Origin of the sequence: Pseudomonas silensiensis, from assembly GCF_050434865.1 — a bacterium.
Taxonomy (GTDB): domain Bacteria; phylum Pseudomonadota; class Gammaproteobacteria; order Pseudomonadales; family Pseudomonadaceae; genus Aquipseudomonas; species Aquipseudomonas fluorescens_W.
The window spans coordinates 448,708-469,150 of sequence record NZ_JBNDJH010000001.1; the positions used below are offsets into that span (position 1 = coordinate 448,708).

Genomic DNA, 20,443 nt, shown 5'->3' on the forward strand with positions numbered 1-20,443 from the left:
AATGAGTGAATTGATTCGAGTCGAAAAGCTGCGCGTGGTCGCCTGTGGCGAGCGTGGCGAAGTCGAAATCGTCAAGGGCGTGAGTTTCTCCCTGGCCAAAGGTGAAGTGTTGGCGTTGATCGGCGAGTCCGGTTCCGGCAAGACCACCATCGCGCTGGCGCTGCTCGGTTACGCCCGGCGCGGTTGTCGCCTGGCGTCCGGTGTGGTGCAGATCGGCGAGCACGACATGCTCGCGTTGAGCGAAAGCGAGCTGCAAGGCCTGCGGGGCAATCGGGTGTCGTACATCGCCCAAAGCGCTGCTGCGGCGTTCAATCCTGCGAAAAAACTGATCGACCAAGTGGTGGAGGGCGCATTGATTCATGGCCTGGGCAGCCGGGCTGTGCTCGAAGCCAAGGCCATTGAACTGTTCCGCGACCTCGCGCTGCCGGACCCCGATCACATCGGCCAGCGCTACCCTCATCAAGTCTCCGGCGGGCAACTGCAGCGGGTGATGGCGGCCATGGCGCTGATCAGCGATCCGCTGCTGGTGGTGCTCGACGAACCGACTACGGCACTCGACGTGACGACCCAGATCGACGTGCTGCGCGCCTTCAAACGGGTGGTGCGCGAACGGGGGGCGACGGCGGTTTACGTGTCCCACGACCTCGCGGTGGTCGCGCAGATGGCCGATCAGATTGTGGTGCTCAACGGCGGCGAGATTTTCGAACAGAGCGCCACCGCGCCTTTACTCAAAGGCCCGGCCCACGAATACACCCGCAGCCTGCTGGCGGCGGCACGGCCGGACACGACGATTCGTCCGCCCTGCGATGTGGCGCAAGACACGCCATTGCTGACCATCCAGGGCCTGACCGCCGGTTACGGCAACAAGAACATGCACGGCATGCCGTCGATTCGGGTGCTGGAAGACATCGACCTGACCGTGCGCCGGGGCCAGGCCATCGGCGTGATCGGTGAGTCGGGCTCGGGTAAATCGACCCTGGCGCGGGTGGTGGCGGGGTTGCTGACCCCGGCGCTGGGCGCGCTGACTTTCGATGGTCAACCGCTGGGCGGCAGCCTGTCCGAGCGCACCGCCGAACAGTTCCGGCGCATTCAAATGGTGTTCCAGAACGCCGACACCGCACTCAACCCGATGCACAGCGTCAGCACCATTCTGAGCCGGCCGCTGAAGATGTATTTCGGTCTAAAGGGCGCCGCATTGCGCGAGCGCATCGGTGAATTGCTGGACCTGGTGCGCCTGCCTCGGACCATGGCCGAACGGCGTCCGAATGAACTGTCCGGCGGGCAAAAGCAGCGGGTCAACCTGGCCCGGGCGCTGGCGGCCAAACCGGATCTGATTCTGTGCGATGAGGTGACCTCGGCGCTCGATACCGTGGTCGGCGCGGCGATCCTCGAACTGCTGCGCGACCTGCGTCAGGAACTGGGGGTTTCGTACCTGTTCATCAGTCACGACATCTCCACCGTCCGCGCGCTGTGCGATGACATTGTGGTGATGTACAGCGGCCACAAAATCCAGGCCGGCACTCGGCAAGCGTTCGCCCAGGCACCGTTCCATCCTTACACCGACCTGTTGATCCATTCGGTGCCGGAACTGCGCCAGGGCTGGCTGGAAAACTGTGGCACCACCTGCGGCGAGCTGCCGCCAATCGGTGCCCGGGCCAACGTGCCGGAGCTGTGCACCTTTCTCAATCGGTGCCCGGTGCGGGTCGACGGCCTGTGCAATCGCACCGCGCCGAACCGCCGAGTCATCGCCAGTGGCAGCGAAATCCTTTGCCACCACGACACCACCGAGCTGCTGAAAACCCAGCAGGATTTAAACATCATGACCCAGGGAGCCTGCGCATGAACGGGCGTTTTGTGAGGCTGGCCGAGCAGGGCCGGCCGACCGTCAATCTGAAGGTGGACGGCTCATCCATCGAGGCGCTGCAGGGCGATACCCTGATGGTCGCGTTGCTGACCCAGGGCTCGTCGTTGCGCCAGTCGGAATTCGATTCGGGCCGCCGCGCCGGTTTTTGTTTGATGGGCGCGTGCCAGGATTGCTGGGTCTGGACCCGCAGCGGCGAACGCCTGCGTGCCTGTTCCAACGAAGTCCGTGAAGGGCTGGACATCGTCACCACACAACCGGAGGCGACATGGCCACTGCACGGCTGAGCGCTAATAAAGTCGTTATCGTCGGCGCCGGACCGGCCGGGATTCGCTGTGCCGAAACCCTGCTGGCGGCGGGTTTCAAACCGATCCTGATCGATGAAAATCGCCGGGATGGCGGGCAGATCTACCGTCGTCAGCCGGAAGGCTTTACCCGTGATTACGCCACGCTGTACGGCACCGAAGCCGCCAAGGCCCGGGACCTGCACCAAAGCTTCGATCGCTTGCGCGGGTCGATCGACTACCGCCCGGACACGCTGGTGTGGAACCTCACGCCGGGGCAATTGTGCTGCCTCAGTCAGGGCAAGCATACGACGGTGGATTACGACGCGTTGATCCTCTGCACCGGCGCCACCGATCGCTTGATGCCGATCGAAGGCTGGCAACTGGCAGGCACCTACAGCCTTGGCGGGGCGCAAATCGCTCTCAAGTCCCAGGCAGTCTCCATCGGTCGCAGCGTGGTGTTCATGGGCAGTGGGCCGTTGCTGTATCTGGTGGCCAGCCAATATGTCAAAGCCGGCGCCAACGTGGCGGCCGTGCTCGATACCTCGCCACTGAGCAAACGCATCCTTGCCATGCCCAAACTGCTGGCGCGTCCCGGATTGCTGTTCACCGGAATGAAACTGTTGGCGCAGCTGTATCAGGCGAAAATCCCGGTACATCTTGGGATCAAGCCTCAGCAAGTGCTGGGTGACGAGTCGACCGGAGTCAGTGGCGTGCGGGTCAGTACGGCGCGCGGGGAAACCCTGACGGTCAATTGCGATGCCGTGGCCCTGGGGTATCACCTGCGCCCGGAAACGCAATTGGCGGATCTGGCCGGTTGCCGCCTGCGGTTCGATGAGGCGTCCAGCCAATGGTTGCTGGCGGTGGATGAGGACGGCCGGACCTCGGTCAATGGTGTTTACGCGGCCGGGGACGGTTCGAAGATTCGCGGCGCGGACGCGGCTGAACATGCCGGAAGGCTGGTCGCCATGGCGCTGCTGGAGGATCTGCAGCAACCACTGAACGCCGGGTTGCGCGACGAACAACGCCACGCGCTGGCGGTGATGGATCAGTTTCGCCTGGGGCTGGCCCAGGCATTTCCCTGGCCGGCGGACCAAGCCAAAGCCTTGCCGGATACAGCCATCGTCTGTCGTTGCGAAATGATCAGCGCCGGCGAGTTGCGCCGCACCGTCAGCGAAAAGGGCGCCTGCGAAGTCAATCGGGCCAAGGCGTTCAGCCGGGTCGGCATGGGCCGTTGCCAGGGCCGTTATTGTTCCCAGGCCGGGGCCGAGGTGATTGCTGCCGCTGCCGGTGTCAGCGTGCAACAGGTCGGCCGGCAGCGCGGTCAGGCGCCGGTCAAACCCCTTTCGATGCTCACCGAGGAGGTGTCGCCATGACGGTTCACAAAGCCGATGTCGTGATTGTCGGCGGCGGCCTGATGGGCTCAGCGGCGGCGTTTTTTCTGCGTCAGCGCGGTCAGTCGGTAATCCTGCTGGAGCGCGACCAGATTGGTCAGTACGCCAGCGGCGTGAACTTCGGCAACGTGCGCCGCCAGGGCCGATTCCTTGGGCAACTGGCGTTGGCCAACCGTTCGTGGGCACTGTGGAAGCGCTTGCCGGAGTTGATCGACGACGACCTCGAATTCATCGCCAGCGGGCACATGCGTGTGTGCTACCGCGAAGACGAAATCCCTGAGCTGGAAGCCTATGCGGCCGCGCCCGAAGCGGCGCAACTGGATCTGAAGATCTTTCGCGGTGCCGAGCTGCACGCGCGGTTTCCGTTCCTTGGGCCAGACGTGAAGGGCGGCTCCTACGCGCCCCACGACGGCCACGCCAACCCACGTCTGGCCGCCCCGGCGTTTGCCCGTGCCGCACGGCGACTTGGCGCGCGGATCGAAGAACAAACCGAAGTCGCCGAAGTACAGAAGGTCGGTGGCGAGTTTAACGTCACCACCACCGATGGCCGCCAATTCAACGCCGCTCAGCTGTTGATCACCGCGGGCGCCTGGGGCCAGAAGTTGTCGGCGCAGTTCGGCGAGCCGGTGCCGCTGGACACCCACGGCCCGCAAATGGCCGTGACCGAACCGGTGCCTTACGCTTTGCCGACGGTGATCGGCGTGTACACCAAAATTCCCGAGGAAGTGATCTACTTCCGCCAGATCCCGCGCGGCAACATCGTTATTGGCGGCGGTTATCGCAGCAAACCGGACATGCTCAATCGCCGGGCCTACGTCGAGCCGCGCAGCATCCTCAATCAGATGGAGCAGATGCGCCGCCTGCTGCCGGGTGTCGGCAACCTCAACATTATTCGGGTCTGGAGCGGCATCGAAGGCTACCTGCCTGATTCCCTGCCGGTGATGGGCCCCAGCGGTACCGTCGATGGCTTGTTCTATGCGTTCGGCTTCTGCGGCCACGGTTTCCAGCTAGGTCCCGGCGTCGGCGACGTGATGGCCGAACTGATCAGCACCGGCAGCACCAGCACGTCGATTGAGCCGTTCTCCATCAACCGGTTCGCCCTCTCAGCCGAGCAACGGAGCAAGGCCTCATGAAACCCCGTGTACTGGATATTCTCAAACGCCTGATGGCCTTCGACACCGTGTCTTCGGAGTCGAACATGGCCCTCATCGAGTACGTGCGTGACTTGCTGCTGACCAAGGGCATCGAGTCGCTGATCGTCAAGGATGAAACCGGCAAAAAGGCCAACCTGTTCGCCAGCACCGGCCCTCGCGAGTTGCCGGGGATTCTGCTGTCGGGGCATACCGACGTGGTGCCGGCGGCGGGGCAGGCCTGGACCTTCCCGGCGTTTCAGGCGACGGTGCAGGACGGGCGGATCTACGGCCGTGGCAGCTGCGACATGAAGGGCTTCATCGCATTGGCCATCGACGCCATGCTCGACGCGGCGGACAGCCCCTTGAGCCGGCCGCTGCAACTGGCGCTGTCCCATGACGAAGAAACCGGTTGCGTCGGCGTGCGCCGTTTGCTGGACGTATTGCACCTGGCGCCGGTGCGGCCGTTTTTGTGCCTGATCGGTGAACCGACCAACATGCAGTTTGTGTTGGGGCACAAGGGCAAGGGGTCCTACCGCACGTATTGTCGGGGCCTGGAAGCGCATTCCTCGCTGGCACCACGCTCGGTCAATGCAATTCACGTGGCTTGCGATTTCATCGCTGCGCTGCGTCAAAGCCAGCAGCAGTTGCAAGAGCTGGGCGCCCAGGATGCTGACTACGACGTGCCCTACAGCACCGTGCACGTCGGGCAGATTGTTGGCGGCAAGGCGCTGAACATTGTGCCGAACCTGTGCACCCTGGACTTCGAAGTGCGCAACTTGCCGGCGGACGATCTGGATCAGTTCCTGGAACAGATGCGCGAGCGTGCCGAAGTCATCGTGCGTGAGGCGAAAAAACTGTCCAGTGTCGCCGCGATCGAAATCGAAACCGTCAACGTCTATCCCGGCCTCGATACGCACCCTAGTGTCGAAGCGGTGCGCTTCCTGAAGAACTTCGCCGCGCCGGATACCGGCACCGCCAAAGTCTCGTTCGGCACCGAAGGCGGGCTGTTTAAGCAACGCCTCGACGTGCCGGTGGTGGTCTGCGGACCGGGTTCGATTGAACAGGCGCACAAGCCGGACGAGTTCATCGAGATCAGCCAGATGGAGGCCGCGGAGCGGTTTCTGGATGGCCTGCTCGGTTCCCTGAAACTGTAAGGCCGAGCCCGTCGTTCCCGGACGACTCCATTCCCCTGTGGCGAGGGAGCCTGCTCCCGCTGGGGCGCGAAGCGGCCCTGAAAACAGCTACCGTGGTCAGTCAGGTAACACGCATCAACCGGTTTACGACTGCTTCGCAGCCGAACGGGAGCAAGCTCCCTCGCCACAGGTTCTGCGTTCGCCACGGTACACATCAAATTCCACCGGTAGAGCCTGCCGTCCCACCCCGAATTTCAGCATCCAACACCGCGCAAACGGCACTTTCAGCATCCTCATCCGCAGCACCTCCCTAGACTGGAGCGTGTCTCGGATCAGGACTCGACCATGCTCAAGAATCGTTTGAAAGACCCCAGCCTTTTAGCAGAACTCGCCTATGTCGACGGGCAGTGGATCGGCGCCGACAACGCCGCGACCCTGGACGTTATCGACCCGGCCAGCGGCCAGTTGCTTGCCCGCGTACCGGCGATGCAAGGCGCGGAAACCCGTCGCGCCATCGAAGCGGCGGAAAAAGCCTGGCCGGCCTGGCGCGCTCGCCCGGCGGCGGAACGTGCGGCGCTGCTCGAGCGCTGGTATCAGGCCATGATCGACAACCTCGACGACCTGGCGCTGATTATGACCTGCGAGCAGGGCAAACCGTTGAACGAAGCCAAGGGCGAAATTCGCTACGGCGCCGGTTTCGTCAAATGGTTCGCCGAGGAGGCCCGACGGGTCTACGGCGAAACCATGCCGGCCCCCAGCGGTGACCGCCGACTGATGACCCTCAAGCAGCCAGTAGGTGTGTGTGCCGCGATCACCCCGTGGAATTTCCCCAACGCGATGATCACCCGCAAATGCGCGCCAGCCCTGGCGGCCGGGTGCCCGATCATCGTCAAGCCCTCGGACCTGACGCCGTTGTCTGCGTTGGCATTGGCGGTACTGGCCGAGCGCGTGGGGATCCCGGCCGGGGTGTTCAACGTGTTGACCGGCATGCCTGCGGGTATCGGCGAAGAGCTGACCGGCAACCCGAGCGTGCGCAAGATTTCCTTCACCGGTTCGACCGCCGTCGGCCGCTTGCTGATGCGCCAAAGCGCCGAACACATCAAGCGTTTAAGCCTGGAACTGGGTGGCAACGCGCCGTTCATTGTGTTCGACGACGCTGACCTTGAGCAGGCGGTGGCCGGCCTCATGCTCAGCAAGTTTCGCAACGCCGGGCAAACCTGCGTTTGCGCCAATCGCATTCTGGTGCAGGACGGCATCTACGAACGCTTCGCCCGGCGCCTGGTGGAGGAGGTAGGCAAGCTCAAGGTCGGTAACGGCCTGGACGCCGACGTCACCATCGGCCCGCTGATCAATTCGGCGGCGGTGAGCAAAGTCGCCCGGCACATCGACGATGCCCTGAGCCAGGGCGCACGTTTGCTCTGCGGCGGCATGCCCGAGGGCGACAGCCAATTCGTGCAGCCCACGGTACTCGGCGAGGCCCACGCGGGCATGCTGCTGGCCAACGAAGAAACCTTCGGCCCGGTGGCGCCGCTGATGCGCTTCACCGATGAAGCCGAAGCCCTCGCGCTGGCCAATGCCACGCCTTACGGTCTGGGTGCCTACTATTTCACCCAGGATTTGCGTCGTTCATGGCGTTTCGGCGAGGCGCTGGAGTTCGGCATGGTCGGCCTCAACACCGGGATCATTTCCATGGAAGTCGCCCCGTTCGGCGGCATCAAACAATCAGGCCTGGGCCGCGAAGGCAGCAAGTACGGTCTTGACGAATACCTTGAAGTCAAAGCCTTCCACATCGGCGGGCTGTAATTCACAGGCACGGGGAGGCAGATTGATGAGCAAGACATTCAAAATCGCCGCGATTGCCGGCGATGGCATCGGCAAGGAAGTTCTGCCGGAAGGGCTACGAGTACTGGAGCAAGCCGCGAAGAAATGGCAGCTGGACCTGAGCATCGAAGTGCTCGACTGGGCGCATTGCGATTACTACCTGGAACACGGGCAAATGATGCCCGGCGACTGGTTCGAACAGCTCAAGGGTTTCGACGCGATCTACTTCGGCGCCGTAGGCTGGCCGGACAAGGTGCCGGACCACATTTCCCTGTGGGGCTCGTTGCTCAAGTTCCGCCGCGACTTCGACCAGTACGTGAACATTCGCCCGGTGCGCCTGTTCCCCGGCGTGCCATGTCCCTTGGCCGGGCGCAAGCCGGGGGACATCGATTTCGTGGTGATCCGCGAGAACACCGAGGGCGAGTATTCGTCGGTGGGCGGCAAGATGTTCGAAGGCACCGAGCATGAATTCGTGCTGCAAGAGTCGGTATTTACCCGACGTGGCGTGGACCGGATTCTTAAGTTCGCCTTCGACCTGGCCCAGACCCGACCGCGCAAGCGCCTGACGGCGGCGACCAAGTCCAACGGGATTTCCATCAGCATGCCGTACTGGGACGAGCGCACCGCATTGATGGCGGCGCAGTACCCGGACATCACCTGGGACAAGCAGCACATCGACATTCTGTGCGCGCGTTTCGTGCTGCAACCGGACCGTTTTGATGTGGTGGTGGCGTCAAACCTGTTCGGCGACATCCTGTCCGACCTGGGCCCGGCGTGCGCCGGCACCATTGGTATTGCGCCGTCGGCCAACCTTGATCCCGAGCGGCGGTTTCCGTCGCTGTTCGAACCGGTGCATGGTTCGGCGCCGGACATCTACGGGCAGAACATCGCCAACCCGATTGCGATGATCTGGTCCGGGGCGTTGATGCTGGATTTCCTGGGGAATGGCGATGAGCGCTATCGCGCGGCGCATGACGGGATTTTGCAGGCGATCGAGCGGGTGATTGCGCAGGGGCCGATTACACCGGATCTGGGGGGGAAGGGGTCGACTCAGGAGGTTGGGAGGGCGATTGCTGATCGACTTTGAGTGTGTGGTGGATCTGAAATCGACCCCTCACCCTAACCCTCTCCCCGGAGGGTAGAGGGGACTGACCGTGGTGCTTGTACTGGATTTGGCGACCTGAAAATTTCGAGTCGAACTCAGGTTTCGAAAACAGTGAAGATCTGCTCCCTTTCCCCCTCTCCCCACTGGGGAGAGGGCTGGGGTGAGGGGTAGGCTTTTGCAGACCCCCAAAGTACCAAGCCTTACGCGCTCAATAACCCTCCTTCCGATCCACTTCCCCCACCATCAACTCCTCTCGCTCATACCGCCGGATATTCTCCAACAACACCCCAAACGCACTCTCCGGCTGCGTCATCGCGGCAATATGCGGTGTCAGCAGAATCTTCGGATGATCCCAGAACGGATGATCCGCCGGTGCCGGTTCTTCCTGCAGCACATCGAGTACCGCGCCACTGAGCTGCCCATTGTCCAGCGCCTCAAGCAGATCACTCTCCACCAGGTGCCCGCCACGGCCCATGTTGATCAACGCCGCGCCATGGGGCAATTGTCGGAACAACTCACGATCAAGAATGCCCTGAGTCTGCTCAGTCAGCGGCAGCACGCACAGCAGAATGTCGCACTGACTCAGGAACGCCGGCAGTTGCCCGCGTCCGGCATAGCACTCCACGCCGGCAACCTGATGCGCACTGCGCGCCCACCCCGACAAGGCAAAACCCAACGGCTGCAACGTCGCCAGAATCTGCTGAGCCTGGGTGCCAAGACCCATGACCCCGATCCGCCGCGTGGCTGCCGGTTGCAGCAAGTGCGCCTGCCAGCACCGCGCCATTTGCTGCTGGCGATAGCGAAGCATGTCCCGGTGCAGGCTCAGCACCGCAAAGCTGGCGTACTCGCACATGCCACGGGTGATGCCCGGGTCCAGCAGGCGCACCACCGGCAAGCTCGCGGGCAAGCGACTGAGGTCCAGTTGATCGACTCCGGCGGACAGCGCGAACAGCACTTTCAGATTCGGCAGCAAAACCTCGAGATCGTCGGGTGCCTGCCACGCGGCGAGGTACTCGATGTCCGCGGGATCACCGATGTCCGGCCAGGCGCGCCATTCGATATCCGGGGCGTGTTCGGCAAACAGCGCTTTCCACTGTTCGCCGCGCACAGGGTCAGCTTTATAAAGCAGGGCCATGGGCATGTCCTGAAGGATGAAGGTGCTGAACATCATCGCGCAACGTCGGCGCAGGATCTGTCGAAAGGGCCGGGTTAAACGGGTTTCGCGATGTTCGATCGGCGATGGCCCGGCAGATTCGGCGGGTGAAAGGAATCTGCCGTTTGGCAGGGTGAAAACAGTCGATCCGAATTTCTCAGGGGCCAAGTTCGGCGTAGATCGTTTCGCGCAAGGCTTAACCTGAACACCATCGCAACCACCTCCCGGTTGCCGGACTCACGATGGGAAATGCCATGAATAGCAAAGTCGACGAAACCCCTCATTTGCTCCGTCAGCGCGATCAATTCGTGCCGCGTGGCCTGGTTACCGCTCACCCGTTGGTGATCGATCGCGCCCAAGGTGCCGAGTTGTGGGACGTGGACGGCAAACGCTACCTGGATTTTGTCGGCGGCATCGGTGTGCTGAACATCGGTCACAACCACCCGAAGGTGGTCGCTGCGGTGCAGGCGCAATTGCAAAAAGTCTCTCACGCCTGTTTCCAGGTGGTGGCCTATAAGCCTTATCTGGACCTGGCCCAGCGCCTGTGCGAAATGATCGGTGGCAAGGAAGCGTATAAAGCGGCGTTCTTTACCTCTGGTGCCGAGGCGGTGGAAAACGCGGTGAAGATCGCCCGCGCCCACACCAATCGCTCGGCAGTGATCGCCTTTCGCGGCGGCTTCCACGGCCGTACCTTGCTCGGCACCACACTGACCGGCATGAGCCAGCCGTACAAGCAGAACTTCGGGCCGTTCGCGCCGGAGGTCTTCCACACCCCGTATCCCAATGCCTATCGCGGCGTCACCTGTGAGATGGCGCTCAAAGCCCTCGACGAGTTGCTGGCCACCCAGGTTGCCCCTGAGCGTGTCGCCGCGATCATCATCGAACCGGTGCAGGGCGACGGTGGTTTCCTGTCAGCGCCGGCGGAGTTTCTCCAGGCCCTGCGCGTGCTGACTGAAAAGCACGGCATCGTGCTGATTCTCGATGAAATCCAGACCGGTTTCGGCCGTACCGGCAAGTGGTTCGGTTTCCAGCACGCGGGCATTCAGCCGGACCTGGTGACCGTCGCCAAGAGCCTGGCCGGTGGCTTGCCGTTGTCCGGTGTGGTCGGCAAGGCCGAGATCATGGACGCGCCGCTGCCCGGTGGCCTGGGCGGCACGTACGGTGGCAACGCCTTGTCCTGCGCCGCCGCGCTGGCGGTGATCGAGGCCTTCGAGGAAGAACAGCTGCTGACCCGCGGCGAAGCACTGGGCGAGCGTTTGCGTCAGGGGCTGCTACGTTTGCAGGCACGCCATGCACAAATCGGCGACGTGCGCGGCACCGGGTTCATGCTGGCGATCGAACTGATCAAGAATGACCCGGCCCGCACGCCGGACGCCGACCTGAATCAGCGATTGATCGATGAAGCCCGGGCCGGCGGTTTGCTGGTGATCAAATGCGGTGTGTACCGCAACGTGTTGCGCTTCCTCGCACCGCTGGTGACCACCGAAGAACAAGTCGATGAAGCGCTGAAGATTCTTGAAGCGGCATTGGCACGCGTCTTGAACTGAGCTCATGGCCGCTCGGGGCGGTGCCACACGGCATCGTCCGTGAGCATTTATGGAGCATGGATTGATCGAATGCATCATCGGAGGCTTTGCGCACCATGGGGCTGACTGAATATCGAGCACTGCTCATCGATTGCGATGAGGTCCTGGTCGATCGGGACTCGGGTGTCTGGACGGCACTGCAACCGCTGCTGGACAGCCGAGGCGGTCACCCGGACAAGGAACAGGTGCTGGCCGAATACAGCGAGGTGGTACGTGCGCTGTATCCGCGTTTCGCTGAGCTGGGTTTTAGTGGCCTGCTGTGTTTCGCCCATCGCCAGCTGGCCGAGCGTTGGGGCCTGAAAGCCAGCTGGGAGGAGGGCATGAGCTTTGCGCGTTCGGTGGCCGGCTGGTCGCTGTTCGAGGACGCGCCCGGGGCGATGTTGTACCTGCGCAAGTTCTACCGCTTGCTGGTGCACGGCGACCGGGATGCCGAGGATCGAGGGTTGCTGTGTGAGCGACTGGGGATCATGCCCGACGATTTCATTTCACTGGCCAGCGACCCGTTGCTCGATTCAGAGTGGTTAAAAGCCAACGACCTTGAACCCGGCAGCATCCTGCAAGTGACCCGTCCTTCGGCCGGTCGACAGGCGGCCAAAGACGTGTGCCTGATCTGTCGCGGCCGGTCAAAACACCCTACGCCGTGCGCTGCGGATTACTGTATTAACAGCATGGCGGATCTGGTAGCTCAGCATCAGCTGTCTTTACGGCGCTGATTTTGCTAGAAGATTGTCTTACAAACGGCAGTCAAGAGGTACGCAATGGAAGGGTTAGTCAAACTGGACCGAATCGACATCAGCATCCTGGTGGAGCTGCAAAAGGACGGGCGCATGACCAACGTCAGCCTGGCCGATGCCGTGGGCTTGTCGGCCAGTCCCTGCCTGCAAAGGGTCAAACGGCTTGAGTCGGCCGGGTATATTTCCAGCTACAAGGCGCACCTGAATCTGGCCAAGATCACCGATTCGGTGACGGTGTTTACCGAAATCACCTTGAGCGACCACAAGCGCGAAGACTTCGCCAAGTTCGAGTCCAATATCCGTCTGGTGGACGAAGTGCTCGAATGCCATTTGATCAGCGGTGGCTACGATTACCTGGTGCGCTTCATGACCCGCAGCATCCAGCATTATCAGGAAGTGATCGAAAGCCTGCTGGACAAGAACATCGGCATCTCCAAGTACTTCAGTTACATCGTGATCAAATCTCCGGTACTCAAGGACGGCGTGCCGCTGCGAAAATTGCTGCGCCACTGAAAGTCTCCAATCTCAAAACCAATACAAATCCCCTGTGGGAGCGAGCTTGCTCCCACAGTTGTTTTGCAGTGTCGCATTGCACTGCGCTTGGACATCGGGCCGGCAGAACCGCCCAAGGCGCTTCATCCTGGCGCAAGCCGCATAAACGGCTGTTTCAAGCCACAAAAACAGTTGCCGATTGCCCCGCATGCGCTGATTTCAGAGAAAAGCGCAAAAGTCTCTGCGCTGTAATGCGTACAGAGAGAGGGGCGCGGTTTTTGAAGTCGCTGATTCGACAGGCTGAGGCGGCTGCAACGAATCGCTGAATAACACCAATCGGAGCGTAAAAAAATGCGAATGAGCAACGCAAAAGCACTATTGGGTTACGGCGTCTTCTTGCTGGCGAGCAGCGGCGAGGCGCATCAAATCTGGTATGAACAACCACCCGGGCAACCCCTGGCGTTGTACTACGGGGAATATGACAAGAACATGCTGGAAGTCACGCCGGGCGGGATGGACCGGTTCCAGCAACTCAAGGGCTGGTCGATCAGCAACCGGTCCCAGCCATTAACGCTGACCTTGCAGCGCCAGGCCTTTGCGGTGGCGCATCAAACCCGGGCAGATGACTCGCTGTTGGCCCAGGACCCGCACTATCCGATCTTCGACCTTCATGAGGCGGACAAGGCGCTGAAGACTCACTGGACGCCAGCGACCCGCTGGGTTGGCGACTTGCGCGCACGCACCCCGGAACTGACCCTGGACATCGTGCCCACCGGCGTTGCCGATGCAGGCAAGGCGCAGTTCCAGGTGTTCTATGCGTCCACACCGTTGGCCAACCAGGACGTGGTGCTGGAAACCGGCTCCGGTGAAGTGTTCACCCAGCGCACCGATGCCGCGGGCAAAGTCAGCTTCGAGCTGCCGTGGCAGGGCACCTACGTGGTGGCCGTGGAATACAAGGACCGCACGCCCGGCGAACGCATCAGTCCTCAAGGCAAGGCCGAACCGTTCGATATAAAGAGCTTCAGTTCGACACTGTCGTTCTATCGATCACAGGGCCAGACGCCATTGCCACGCGCGCCGTCGCAGCTGCCGGCATCGGAAGTCGCCAGGCTGAAGAAACAGGCCTGACCCCTCGACCACACCATGAGTGACTGATATGACCCCATCTTCAGGATTGGCAGGGCAGGCGACAACCGCTTCCCCTGCGCTTGCAACCAGTGCCGTCAAGGCCAACACCCGCATGCTGGCGATCGACGCCCTGCGTGGTTTCGTCATGCTGTTGATGCTGATCGACCATGTGCGGGAAACCTTTCTGCTGCACCGTCAGGTCACCGACCCGATCGATGCGTTGAGCGTCACGCCGGACCTGTACTTCACCCGCATGCTCAGCGAAATCTGCGCGCCGGCATTCATCTTCCTCACCGGTTTGTCGGCCTGGCTGTACAGCCAGAAACACACGGCGAAAGAAACCTCGGTGTTCCTGCTCAAGCGCGGGTTGTTCCTGGTGTTTCTCGAAGTCACCTTCGTGTGCTTTGCCTGGAACGCCGAGTTCCCGCCCAAGACCCTGTGGCTGCAGGTGATCTGGTGCATCGGCATCTGCATGATCGTGCTTGCCGGGTTGCTGCACTTCAAACGCAGTTGGTTGATCGTGCTCGGCGTGGCCATTGTCGCCGGGCACAACCTGCTCGATGGCGTGACCGTGGGGCCGGAGTCGCCGTTCTTCGTGCCGTGGTCGATCCTGCATCAGCGGGTGTTCATCGACATCACTGAGTTCACCCGAGCGCGCACCACGTACCCGGTATTGCCGTGGATTGGCGTGATCCTGCTGGGGTGGGGGATCGGGCCGTGGTTCGGCAAGGACATGGACCCGGCCGAGCGAATTTCCCGCCTGCTGAAACTGGGCGCCGGCCTGCTGGTGGCGTTCGTGTTCATTCGCTACTTGAACGTCTATGGCGAGAAGCCTTGGGTGCAGACCGGTGATTCGTTGCGCACCTTCATGAGTTTCATGAGCGCCAAGAAGTACCCGCCCTCGCTGATGTTCCTGATGCCGACGATTGGCCTTTCGCTGATCCTGCTGGCGCTGTTCGAGAAGCTGCAGGATCGCTGGTCCACCGCGACCCTGGCGATCTACGGCGGGGCGCCGATGTTCTTCTATTTGCTGCACTTGTACGTGCTCAAGGCCATGTACCTGGTGGCGGTCGCGATCTGGGGCGCCAATCAGGGGGCCTACTATGGCTTCGACAATCTGCCCACGGTGTGGCTGTGGAGTGTGATCCTCGGGGTGTTGCTGTTCTTCCCGACGCGCTGGTTCGCCAACCTCAAACAGCGCCGCCGCGATATCGCGATCCTTAAATACCTTTGAGGTGACCGACGGTGTCCCCCGTTCGGCGGGACACCTTGCAGACCCCGAATTCTGTGGAGTTGCACTGTGAAAACCCTATCGACGCATACCCTGCTATTGGCATTGGGCGGGCAGTCCCTGCTCGCCCTGGCTTCAGAGCAAGACACCGCAAAAGGCTTTATCGAAGACAGCCAATGGAGCCTGCTCAACCGCAGCCTCTACGACCGTCGCGACTATGAACACGGCTCACTGAGCAATGGCGCGCGCAATGCCTTCAAGCCCCGCGCCGAACGCAGCGACCTGGCCGAGGAGTGGGCTTATGGCCTGATGGCCGATTTCACCTCCGGCTACACCGCCGGCACCGTGGGTATGGGCCTGGATGCTCATGTCTATTCCGGCTGGGAACTGGACAGCGGCGGCGGGCGGGCCGGCAAGGCGCGGGTGGTGGGCGTGGACAATGACGGGCACCCCAAGGATGAATTCAGCCGTGGCGGCGCCGTGGCCAAGCTGCGGTTTTCCTCGACGGAATTGCGTTACGGCGAGCAGCGGGTGAAAACCCCGGTGTTCGGTTCTTCCGACAGCCGCTTGCTGCCGGAGACCGCCACCGGCTGGCTGCTGACCAGTCGTGAACTGCCCGCCACCACCCTGTACGGCGGGCATTTCAACGAGAGCACTGACCGCAATGCCACCAGTCATGACCAAGGCTTTGTGGTCAATTACTCCAACGGCAAACAGGGCGACAGCTTCGATCTGGTGGGGGTGCGCAACACGGCGGTCAAAGGGCTCAACGCCAGCCTGTTCAGCGCGGATTATGCCGACACCTGGCGACAGCACTATCTGGGCGCGGTCTACACCCAGCCGTTGGCGGAAGGTCAGGACCTGATCTTTGATCTCAATCTTTACCGAACCCAGGACACCGGCAAAGCCTTGTCCGGCCGCATCGACAACACCACCTGGAGTTTGCTGTCGACCTACAAACTCGGAGCCCACAGCTTCGGCCTGGGCTACCAAAAGGTCGATGGCGACACGCCGTTCGATTACGTGACCCGTGGCGCGATTTACCTGAGCAACGCCGTGGCGCTGTCGGATTTCAACGCGCCCCAGGAGGCATCCTGGCAAGCGCGTTACGATCTGAACATGGTCGGTTACGGCATTCCCGGCCTGACCTTCGGCGCACTGTACGTGCGCGGCAGCGGCATCGACGGCACGCACATGGACCCGAACGGCGGTTACAAATGGCTGGGTTACGGGCAGGGCGGCAAGCACTGGGAACGTGATCTGCAAGCCAAATACGTGGTGCAGTCGGGCGTCGCGAAAAACCTCGCGTTCAGCCTGCGCCATGCGGTTCATCGCGGGAATGCGGCGCAAGCGGAGCTGGACGCCAATCAGATCCGCCTGGCGATCGAATACCCGCTGGGTGGCAAATTCTGATCCGGAACGGAATCGCCTTCGTGCACTTTTATAAGGCCGCGCCATACGCCTCTGCACTATGCGAAGGCAAATATCAGGCGCTCATGGGGCCCCGTGGTCAACGTTTACTGGCGCAAGGACTGCCAATGGCCGACTGGCACAAAGTCTGCAAGACACTGTTCAGGCCCACTGTGAAAGCAGTCGAGTGGGCAGCCCCCTCGGTCAACGACGATCGATTGACCGAACAGGTCGCGGGCAACATCGGTGGTTCCGGCATAGATGCCTGACTTAGCACCGTAAACGAACAGGCAAAGACGCCTGGAACCGCAAGGTTTCAGGCGTTTTTTTTTGCTTTTTGAACAGCTATCGACGGGTGTCTCTTATGAATTCCAATATTGCCACTTTGAACAAGCTGCAAACGCTGATCGTGATCGGCAATGGCATGGTCGGACATCATTGTGTCGAACAGCTGATCGAACGTGGTGCCCTTGATCACTATCGGCTGCACGTGTTCAGCGAGGAGCCGATGCGTGCCTACGACCGTGTGCACCTTTCCGAGTATTTCTCCGGCCGTGATGCCGAGTCACTGGCCCTCGGCGAAGCCTCGCTGTACCAGACCCCTGGCGTCACGCTGCATCTGGGGGTGCCGGTCCTGGAAATCGACCGTGCACGCCGCCAGGTGATCACCGCGCAAGGCTGTGTCTCCTACGACAAATTGGTGCTGGCCACCGGGTCCTATCCGTTTGTGCCGCCAATTGAAGGCGCCGAGGGCGATTCGCGCCTGGTGTATCGCACCCTTGAAGACCTCGACGCCATTCGTGCCGCGGCAAGCAACGCCCGACGCGGTGTGGTAGTCGGCGGTGGTTTGCTGGGTCTGGAAGCGGCCAACGCCTTGAAAAGCCTGGGGCTGGAAGCCCATGTGGTGGAATTCGCCCCGCGCCTGATGCCGGTGCAGCTGGACGAATACGGTGGCCTGGCGCTCAAGGCACAGATCGAACGCCTCGGCGTCGGGGTGCACCTGTCGCGCGGCACGCAATCGATCAGCGCAGGCGAGGAATACCGCTACCGGATGAACTTCACCAATGACGAATTCCTTGAAACCGACCTGATCGTGTTCTCCGCCGGTATCCGTGCGCAAGACGCACTGGCCCGCCAATGCTCGCTGGAAGTCGGCCCGCGCGGCGGGGTGGTGATTGACGATCAATGCCTGAGCAGCGATCCGAACATCTACGCCATCGGCGAGTGTGCCGCGTGGAACGGCAGTATTTTTGGCCTGGTCGCCCCCGGTTACCAAATGGCTCGCGGTGTTGCCGCATTGCTGTGCAACGAAACCGCCGAGCCGTTCATGGGCGCGGACATGTCGACCAAGCTCAAGCTGCTGGGCGTCGATGTTGGCTCCATCGGCGACGCCCACGGCAACACGCCGGGCGCGCGCAGCTATCAGTTCATCGACGAAACCACGGCCAGCTATCGACGCTTGGTGGTGGACGCGACTGGCAAGCACGTTATCGGTGCGGTGCTGGTCGGTGACAACAGCTATTACGACACGCTGCTGCAATACATGCAGAACGCGATTGCGCTGCCGGCGGAACCTGCCAGCCTGATTCTGCCGTCGTCCGAAGGCGCACCGACCCTGGGTCCGGGCGCGTTGCCCGAAGCGGCCACGGTGTGCTCGTGCCACAACGTCACGAAGGGCTCCATTTGCTCGGCCATCGACGGTGGCTGCACCGACCTCGGCCTGCTCAAGTCGCAGACCAAGGCCTGCACCGGTTGCGGTGGTTGTGCCGGGCTGCTCAAGCAGGTTTTCGAACATGAGCTGATTGCCCGTGGCGTCAGCGTCGACAAGAGCCTGTGCGAACACTTTGCCTATACCCGTCAAGAGCTTTATGCGCTGGTGCGGGTAGAAGGTGTGATCACCTTCGAAGAACTGCTGGCCAAGCATGGCCGTGGCCACACCGGTTGCGACGTGTGCAAACCGGCGGTGGGCTCGATCCTCGCGTCGTGCTGGAACCAGCCGATCATGGACGCATCGCTGGTGCCGCTGCAGGACACCAACGACACGTTCATGGCCAACATGCAGAAAAACGGCACCTATTCGGTGGTGCCACGCATCCCCGGTGGCGAGATCACCGCCGACAAACTGATCGCGATCGGTGTGGTGGCGAAGAAATACGACCTCTACACCAAAATCACTGGCGGCCAACGTATCGACTTGTTTGGCGCGCAGTTGCATGAACTGCCGGACATCTGGGCCGAGCTGATTGAAGCCGGTTTCGAAACCGGGCATGCCTACGGCAAATCGACCCGGACGGTGAAGTCCTGTGTCGGCAGCACCTGGTGCCGTTATGGCGTGCAAGACAGCGTGCAAATGGCGCTGACCATCGAGGACCGCTACAAGGGCCTGCGCTCGCCGCACAAGCTCAAATTCGCGGTGTCCGGTTGCACCCGCGAGTGCGCCGAGGCCCAGAGCAAAGACGTTGGCGTGATCGCCACCGAGAAAGGCTGGAACCTGTACATCGCCGGCAACGGCGGCATGCGTCCACGTCACGCCGAGCTGTTCGCCACCGACCTCGACGATGAAACCCTGATCCGCTACATCGACCGCTTCCTGATGTTCTACATCCGCACCGCCGACAAATTGCAGCGTACGTCGGTGTGGCGCGAAAGCCTGGAGGGCGGCCTCGATTACCTCAAGGATGTGATCATCCACGACAGCCTCGGGCTGGGTGAAGAGCTCGAATCGCAGATGCAGTTGGTGGTCAATCGCTATGAATGCGAGTGGGCCAACGCCCTCAAAGACCCGGAAAAGCTCAAGCGCTTCCGTACCTTCGTCAACGATAAACGCCCAGACCCGGACATCCACTTTGTCCAGGAACGCGGCCAGCGGCGCCCGATCATGGCCGCCGAACTCAACCTTATCCCTGTTATCGAGGAGATTGTCTGATGAGCCAGTCCAGTACCCAACGCATCGATTCCCTGGAAAACACCGAGGCCTGGCAAACGGTGTGCGAGCAACAGGACCTGGTCAGCAACTCCGGCGTCGTGGTCTGGCTCGACGGCGCGCAAGTGGCGCTGTTCTACCTGCCGGGTGCCGAGGGTCGGACCCTTTACGCCATCGACAACCATGACCCGCAATCCGGGGCGAATGTGATCGGTCGCGGGTTGGTGGGCAGTATCAAGGGGGATCTGGTGGTTGCATCGCCGATCTACAAACAGCATTTCCGCCTTGAGGACGGCAGCTGCCTGGAGTACCCGCAACAGCGTCTGCGTGTCTGGCCCGTGCGGTTGAACAGCGGTGTGGTGGAAGTCGGGGTGCACTTATGAAAACAGCCGCACAGCTGCTGAAACTCAAGGTCGTGCAAAACCGGCAGGTGCATAGCATCGCGCCCGATGAAATGGTGCTTGAAGCCCTGAGGGTAATGGCCGAGAAGAACGTGGGTGCGCTTCCGGTGATCGAGGGCGGGCAGGTGGTCGGTGTGATCAGCGAGCGTGACTATGCGCGCAAGGTCGTGCTGCAGGGGCGCTCTTCGGTGGGTACGCCGGTGCGCGACATCATGAGCGCGCCTGTGGTGACAGCGGACAGTCAGCAGAGTATTGAGCGCTGCATGGAGGTCATGACTGACAGTCATCTGCGTCACTTGCCGGTGGTGGATGGCGGCGAACTGATTGGGCTGTTATCGATTGGGGATCTGGTCAAGGAAGCCATCGTTGAGCAGGCTGATCTGATTCGGCAGTTGGAGCATTACATTCGCGGGCACTGAACATGGTGTTCATTTAAGGTTTGGGGTACATATCCGTTGCTGCGGTCACGGCGACTTAGGGTTCCGCCCTTACGGCGGGTCACTTGGAAAAGCGCCAAGTAACCAAACGCTCTTGCCCCTGACGTACGGTGCCTCGCCTAGGCTCGGCATGCCCTCGCTCCGGTCCTGCTCCGTGGGCCCGCCGCCATCGGCCATCCATGGCCGGGGGCGGCTACCGCGGCATCCTTGCCGCGGT

General features: G+C 61.8%; 18 protein-coding genes. 17 read left to right on the forward strand and 1 reads right to left on the reverse strand.

Annotated features, from left to right (window positions below; translation table 11 throughout):
- Position 1 precedes the first annotated feature (1 nt).
- The 7 genes from QF010_RS01940 (at position 2) to QF010_RS01970 (ending at position 8,713) form a co-directional block, all read left to right on the forward strand.
- Complete coding sequence (locus tag QF010_RS01940; protein ID WP_429532446.1) at positions 2-1,843, forward strand: ABC transporter ATP-binding protein; 1,842 nt, start codon at positions 2-4, stop codon at positions 1,841-1,843.
- Entirely contained in the window at positions 1,840-2,148 is a 309-nt protein-coding gene (locus QF010_RS01945; protein WP_033062149.1) for a (2Fe-2S)-binding protein, read from the forward strand. Before QF010_RS01940 ends, QF010_RS01945 begins: the two co-directional genes overlap by 4 nt.
- Positions 2,130-3,521, forward strand: coding sequence for an FAD/NAD(P)-dependent oxidoreductase (locus tag QF010_RS01950; RefSeq protein ID WP_429532447.1), 1,392 nt, complete (start codon positions 2,130-2,132; stop codon positions 3,519-3,521). The genes QF010_RS01945 and QF010_RS01950 overlap by 19 nt, the downstream gene beginning before the upstream one ends.
- Positions 3,518-4,672, forward strand: a complete 1,155-nt coding sequence (locus QF010_RS01955) for an NAD(P)/FAD-dependent oxidoreductase (protein WP_429509679.1) — start codon at positions 3,518-3,520, stop codon at positions 4,670-4,672. The genes QF010_RS01950 and QF010_RS01955 overlap by 4 nt, the downstream gene beginning before the upstream one ends.
- Positions 4,669-5,826 carry an acetylornithine deacetylase gene (argE, locus tag QF010_RS01960; protein WP_429532448.1) on the forward strand — a complete coding sequence of 386 codons (1,158 nt, stop codon included), beginning with the start codon at positions 4,669-4,671 and terminating at the stop codon, positions 5,824-5,826. The genes QF010_RS01955 and argE overlap by 4 nt, the downstream gene beginning before the upstream one ends.
- Positions 5,827-6,150: 324 nt before the next feature.
- Positions 6,151-7,608: an NAD-dependent succinate-semialdehyde dehydrogenase gene (locus QF010_RS01965; RefSeq protein WP_429532449.1), complete on the forward strand. Its 1,458-nt coding sequence runs from the start codon at positions 6,151-6,153 to the stop codon at positions 7,606-7,608.
- Between the two features lie 25 nt (positions 7,609-7,633).
- Complete coding sequence (locus QF010_RS01970; RefSeq protein WP_429532450.1) at positions 7,634-8,713, forward strand: tartrate dehydrogenase; 1,080 nt, start codon at positions 7,634-7,636, stop codon at positions 8,711-8,713.
- A gap of 226 nt (positions 8,714-8,939) precedes the next feature.
- Here QF010_RS01970 and QF010_RS01975 read toward each other — a convergent pair whose 3' ends face one another.
- Positions 8,940-9,866, reverse strand: a complete 927-nt coding sequence (locus tag QF010_RS01975) for a 2-hydroxyacid dehydrogenase (RefSeq protein WP_429532451.1) — start codon at positions 9,864-9,866, stop codon at positions 8,940-8,942.
- 272 nt (positions 9,867-10,138) lie between these two features.
- Here QF010_RS01975 and gabT point away from each other — a divergent pair, with 272 nt between their 5' ends.
- From gabT to QF010_RS02025, 10 genes are all read left to right on the forward strand, one after another.
- Positions 10,139-11,431, forward strand: a complete 1,293-nt coding sequence (gabT, locus tag QF010_RS01980; protein ID WP_429532452.1) for a 4-aminobutyrate--2-oxoglutarate transaminase — start codon at positions 10,139-10,141, stop codon at positions 11,429-11,431.
- Positions 11,432-11,526: 95 nt separating this feature from the next.
- A complete protein-coding gene (locus QF010_RS01985) occupies positions 11,527-12,183 on the forward strand; it encodes an HAD family hydrolase (protein WP_033062157.1) in 657 nt (218 codons plus the stop codon).
- A 45-nt stretch (positions 12,184-12,228) separates the two neighbouring features.
- Positions 12,229-12,717, forward strand: a complete 489-nt coding sequence (locus tag QF010_RS01990) for an Lrp/AsnC family transcriptional regulator (RefSeq protein ID WP_008055821.1) — start codon at positions 12,229-12,231, stop codon at positions 12,715-12,717.
- Between the two features lie 336 nt (positions 12,718-13,053).
- Positions 13,054-13,824 carry a DUF4198 domain-containing protein gene (locus QF010_RS01995; protein ID WP_429532453.1) on the forward strand — a complete coding sequence of 257 codons (771 nt, stop codon included), beginning with the start codon at positions 13,054-13,056 and terminating at the stop codon, positions 13,822-13,824.
- 28 nt (positions 13,825-13,852) lie between these two features.
- Complete coding sequence (locus QF010_RS02000; protein WP_429532454.1) at positions 13,853-15,058, forward strand: acetyltransferase domain-containing protein; 1,206 nt, start codon at positions 13,853-13,855, stop codon at positions 15,056-15,058.
- Between the two features lie 66 nt (positions 15,059-15,124).
- Positions 15,125-16,468 carry an OprD family porin gene (locus QF010_RS02005; RefSeq protein WP_429532455.1) on the forward strand — a complete coding sequence of 448 codons (1,344 nt, stop codon included), beginning with the start codon at positions 15,125-15,127 and terminating at the stop codon, positions 16,466-16,468.
- Between the two features lie 125 nt (positions 16,469-16,593).
- Positions 16,594-16,734: a hypothetical protein gene (locus QF010_RS02010; RefSeq protein WP_429532456.1), complete on the forward strand. Its 141-nt coding sequence runs from the start codon at positions 16,594-16,596 to the stop codon at positions 16,732-16,734.
- 95 nt (positions 16,735-16,829) lie between these two features.
- Complete coding sequence (gene nirB, locus QF010_RS02015) at positions 16,830-19,391, forward strand: nitrite reductase large subunit NirB (protein WP_429532457.1); 2,562 nt, start codon at positions 16,830-16,832, stop codon at positions 19,389-19,391.
- Positions 19,391-19,771 (forward strand): nitrite reductase small subunit NirD, encoded by a 381-nt coding sequence (gene nirD, locus QF010_RS02020; protein ID WP_429509689.1) that lies wholly within the window; start codon positions 19,391-19,393, stop codon positions 19,769-19,771. The genes nirB and nirD overlap by 1 nt, the downstream gene beginning before the upstream one ends.
- A complete protein-coding gene (locus QF010_RS02025) occupies positions 19,768-20,208 on the forward strand; it encodes a CBS domain-containing protein (protein WP_429532458.1) in 441 nt (146 codons plus the stop codon). Before nirD ends, QF010_RS02025 begins: the two co-directional genes overlap by 4 nt.
- Positions 20,209-20,443: the final 235 nt, after the last annotated feature.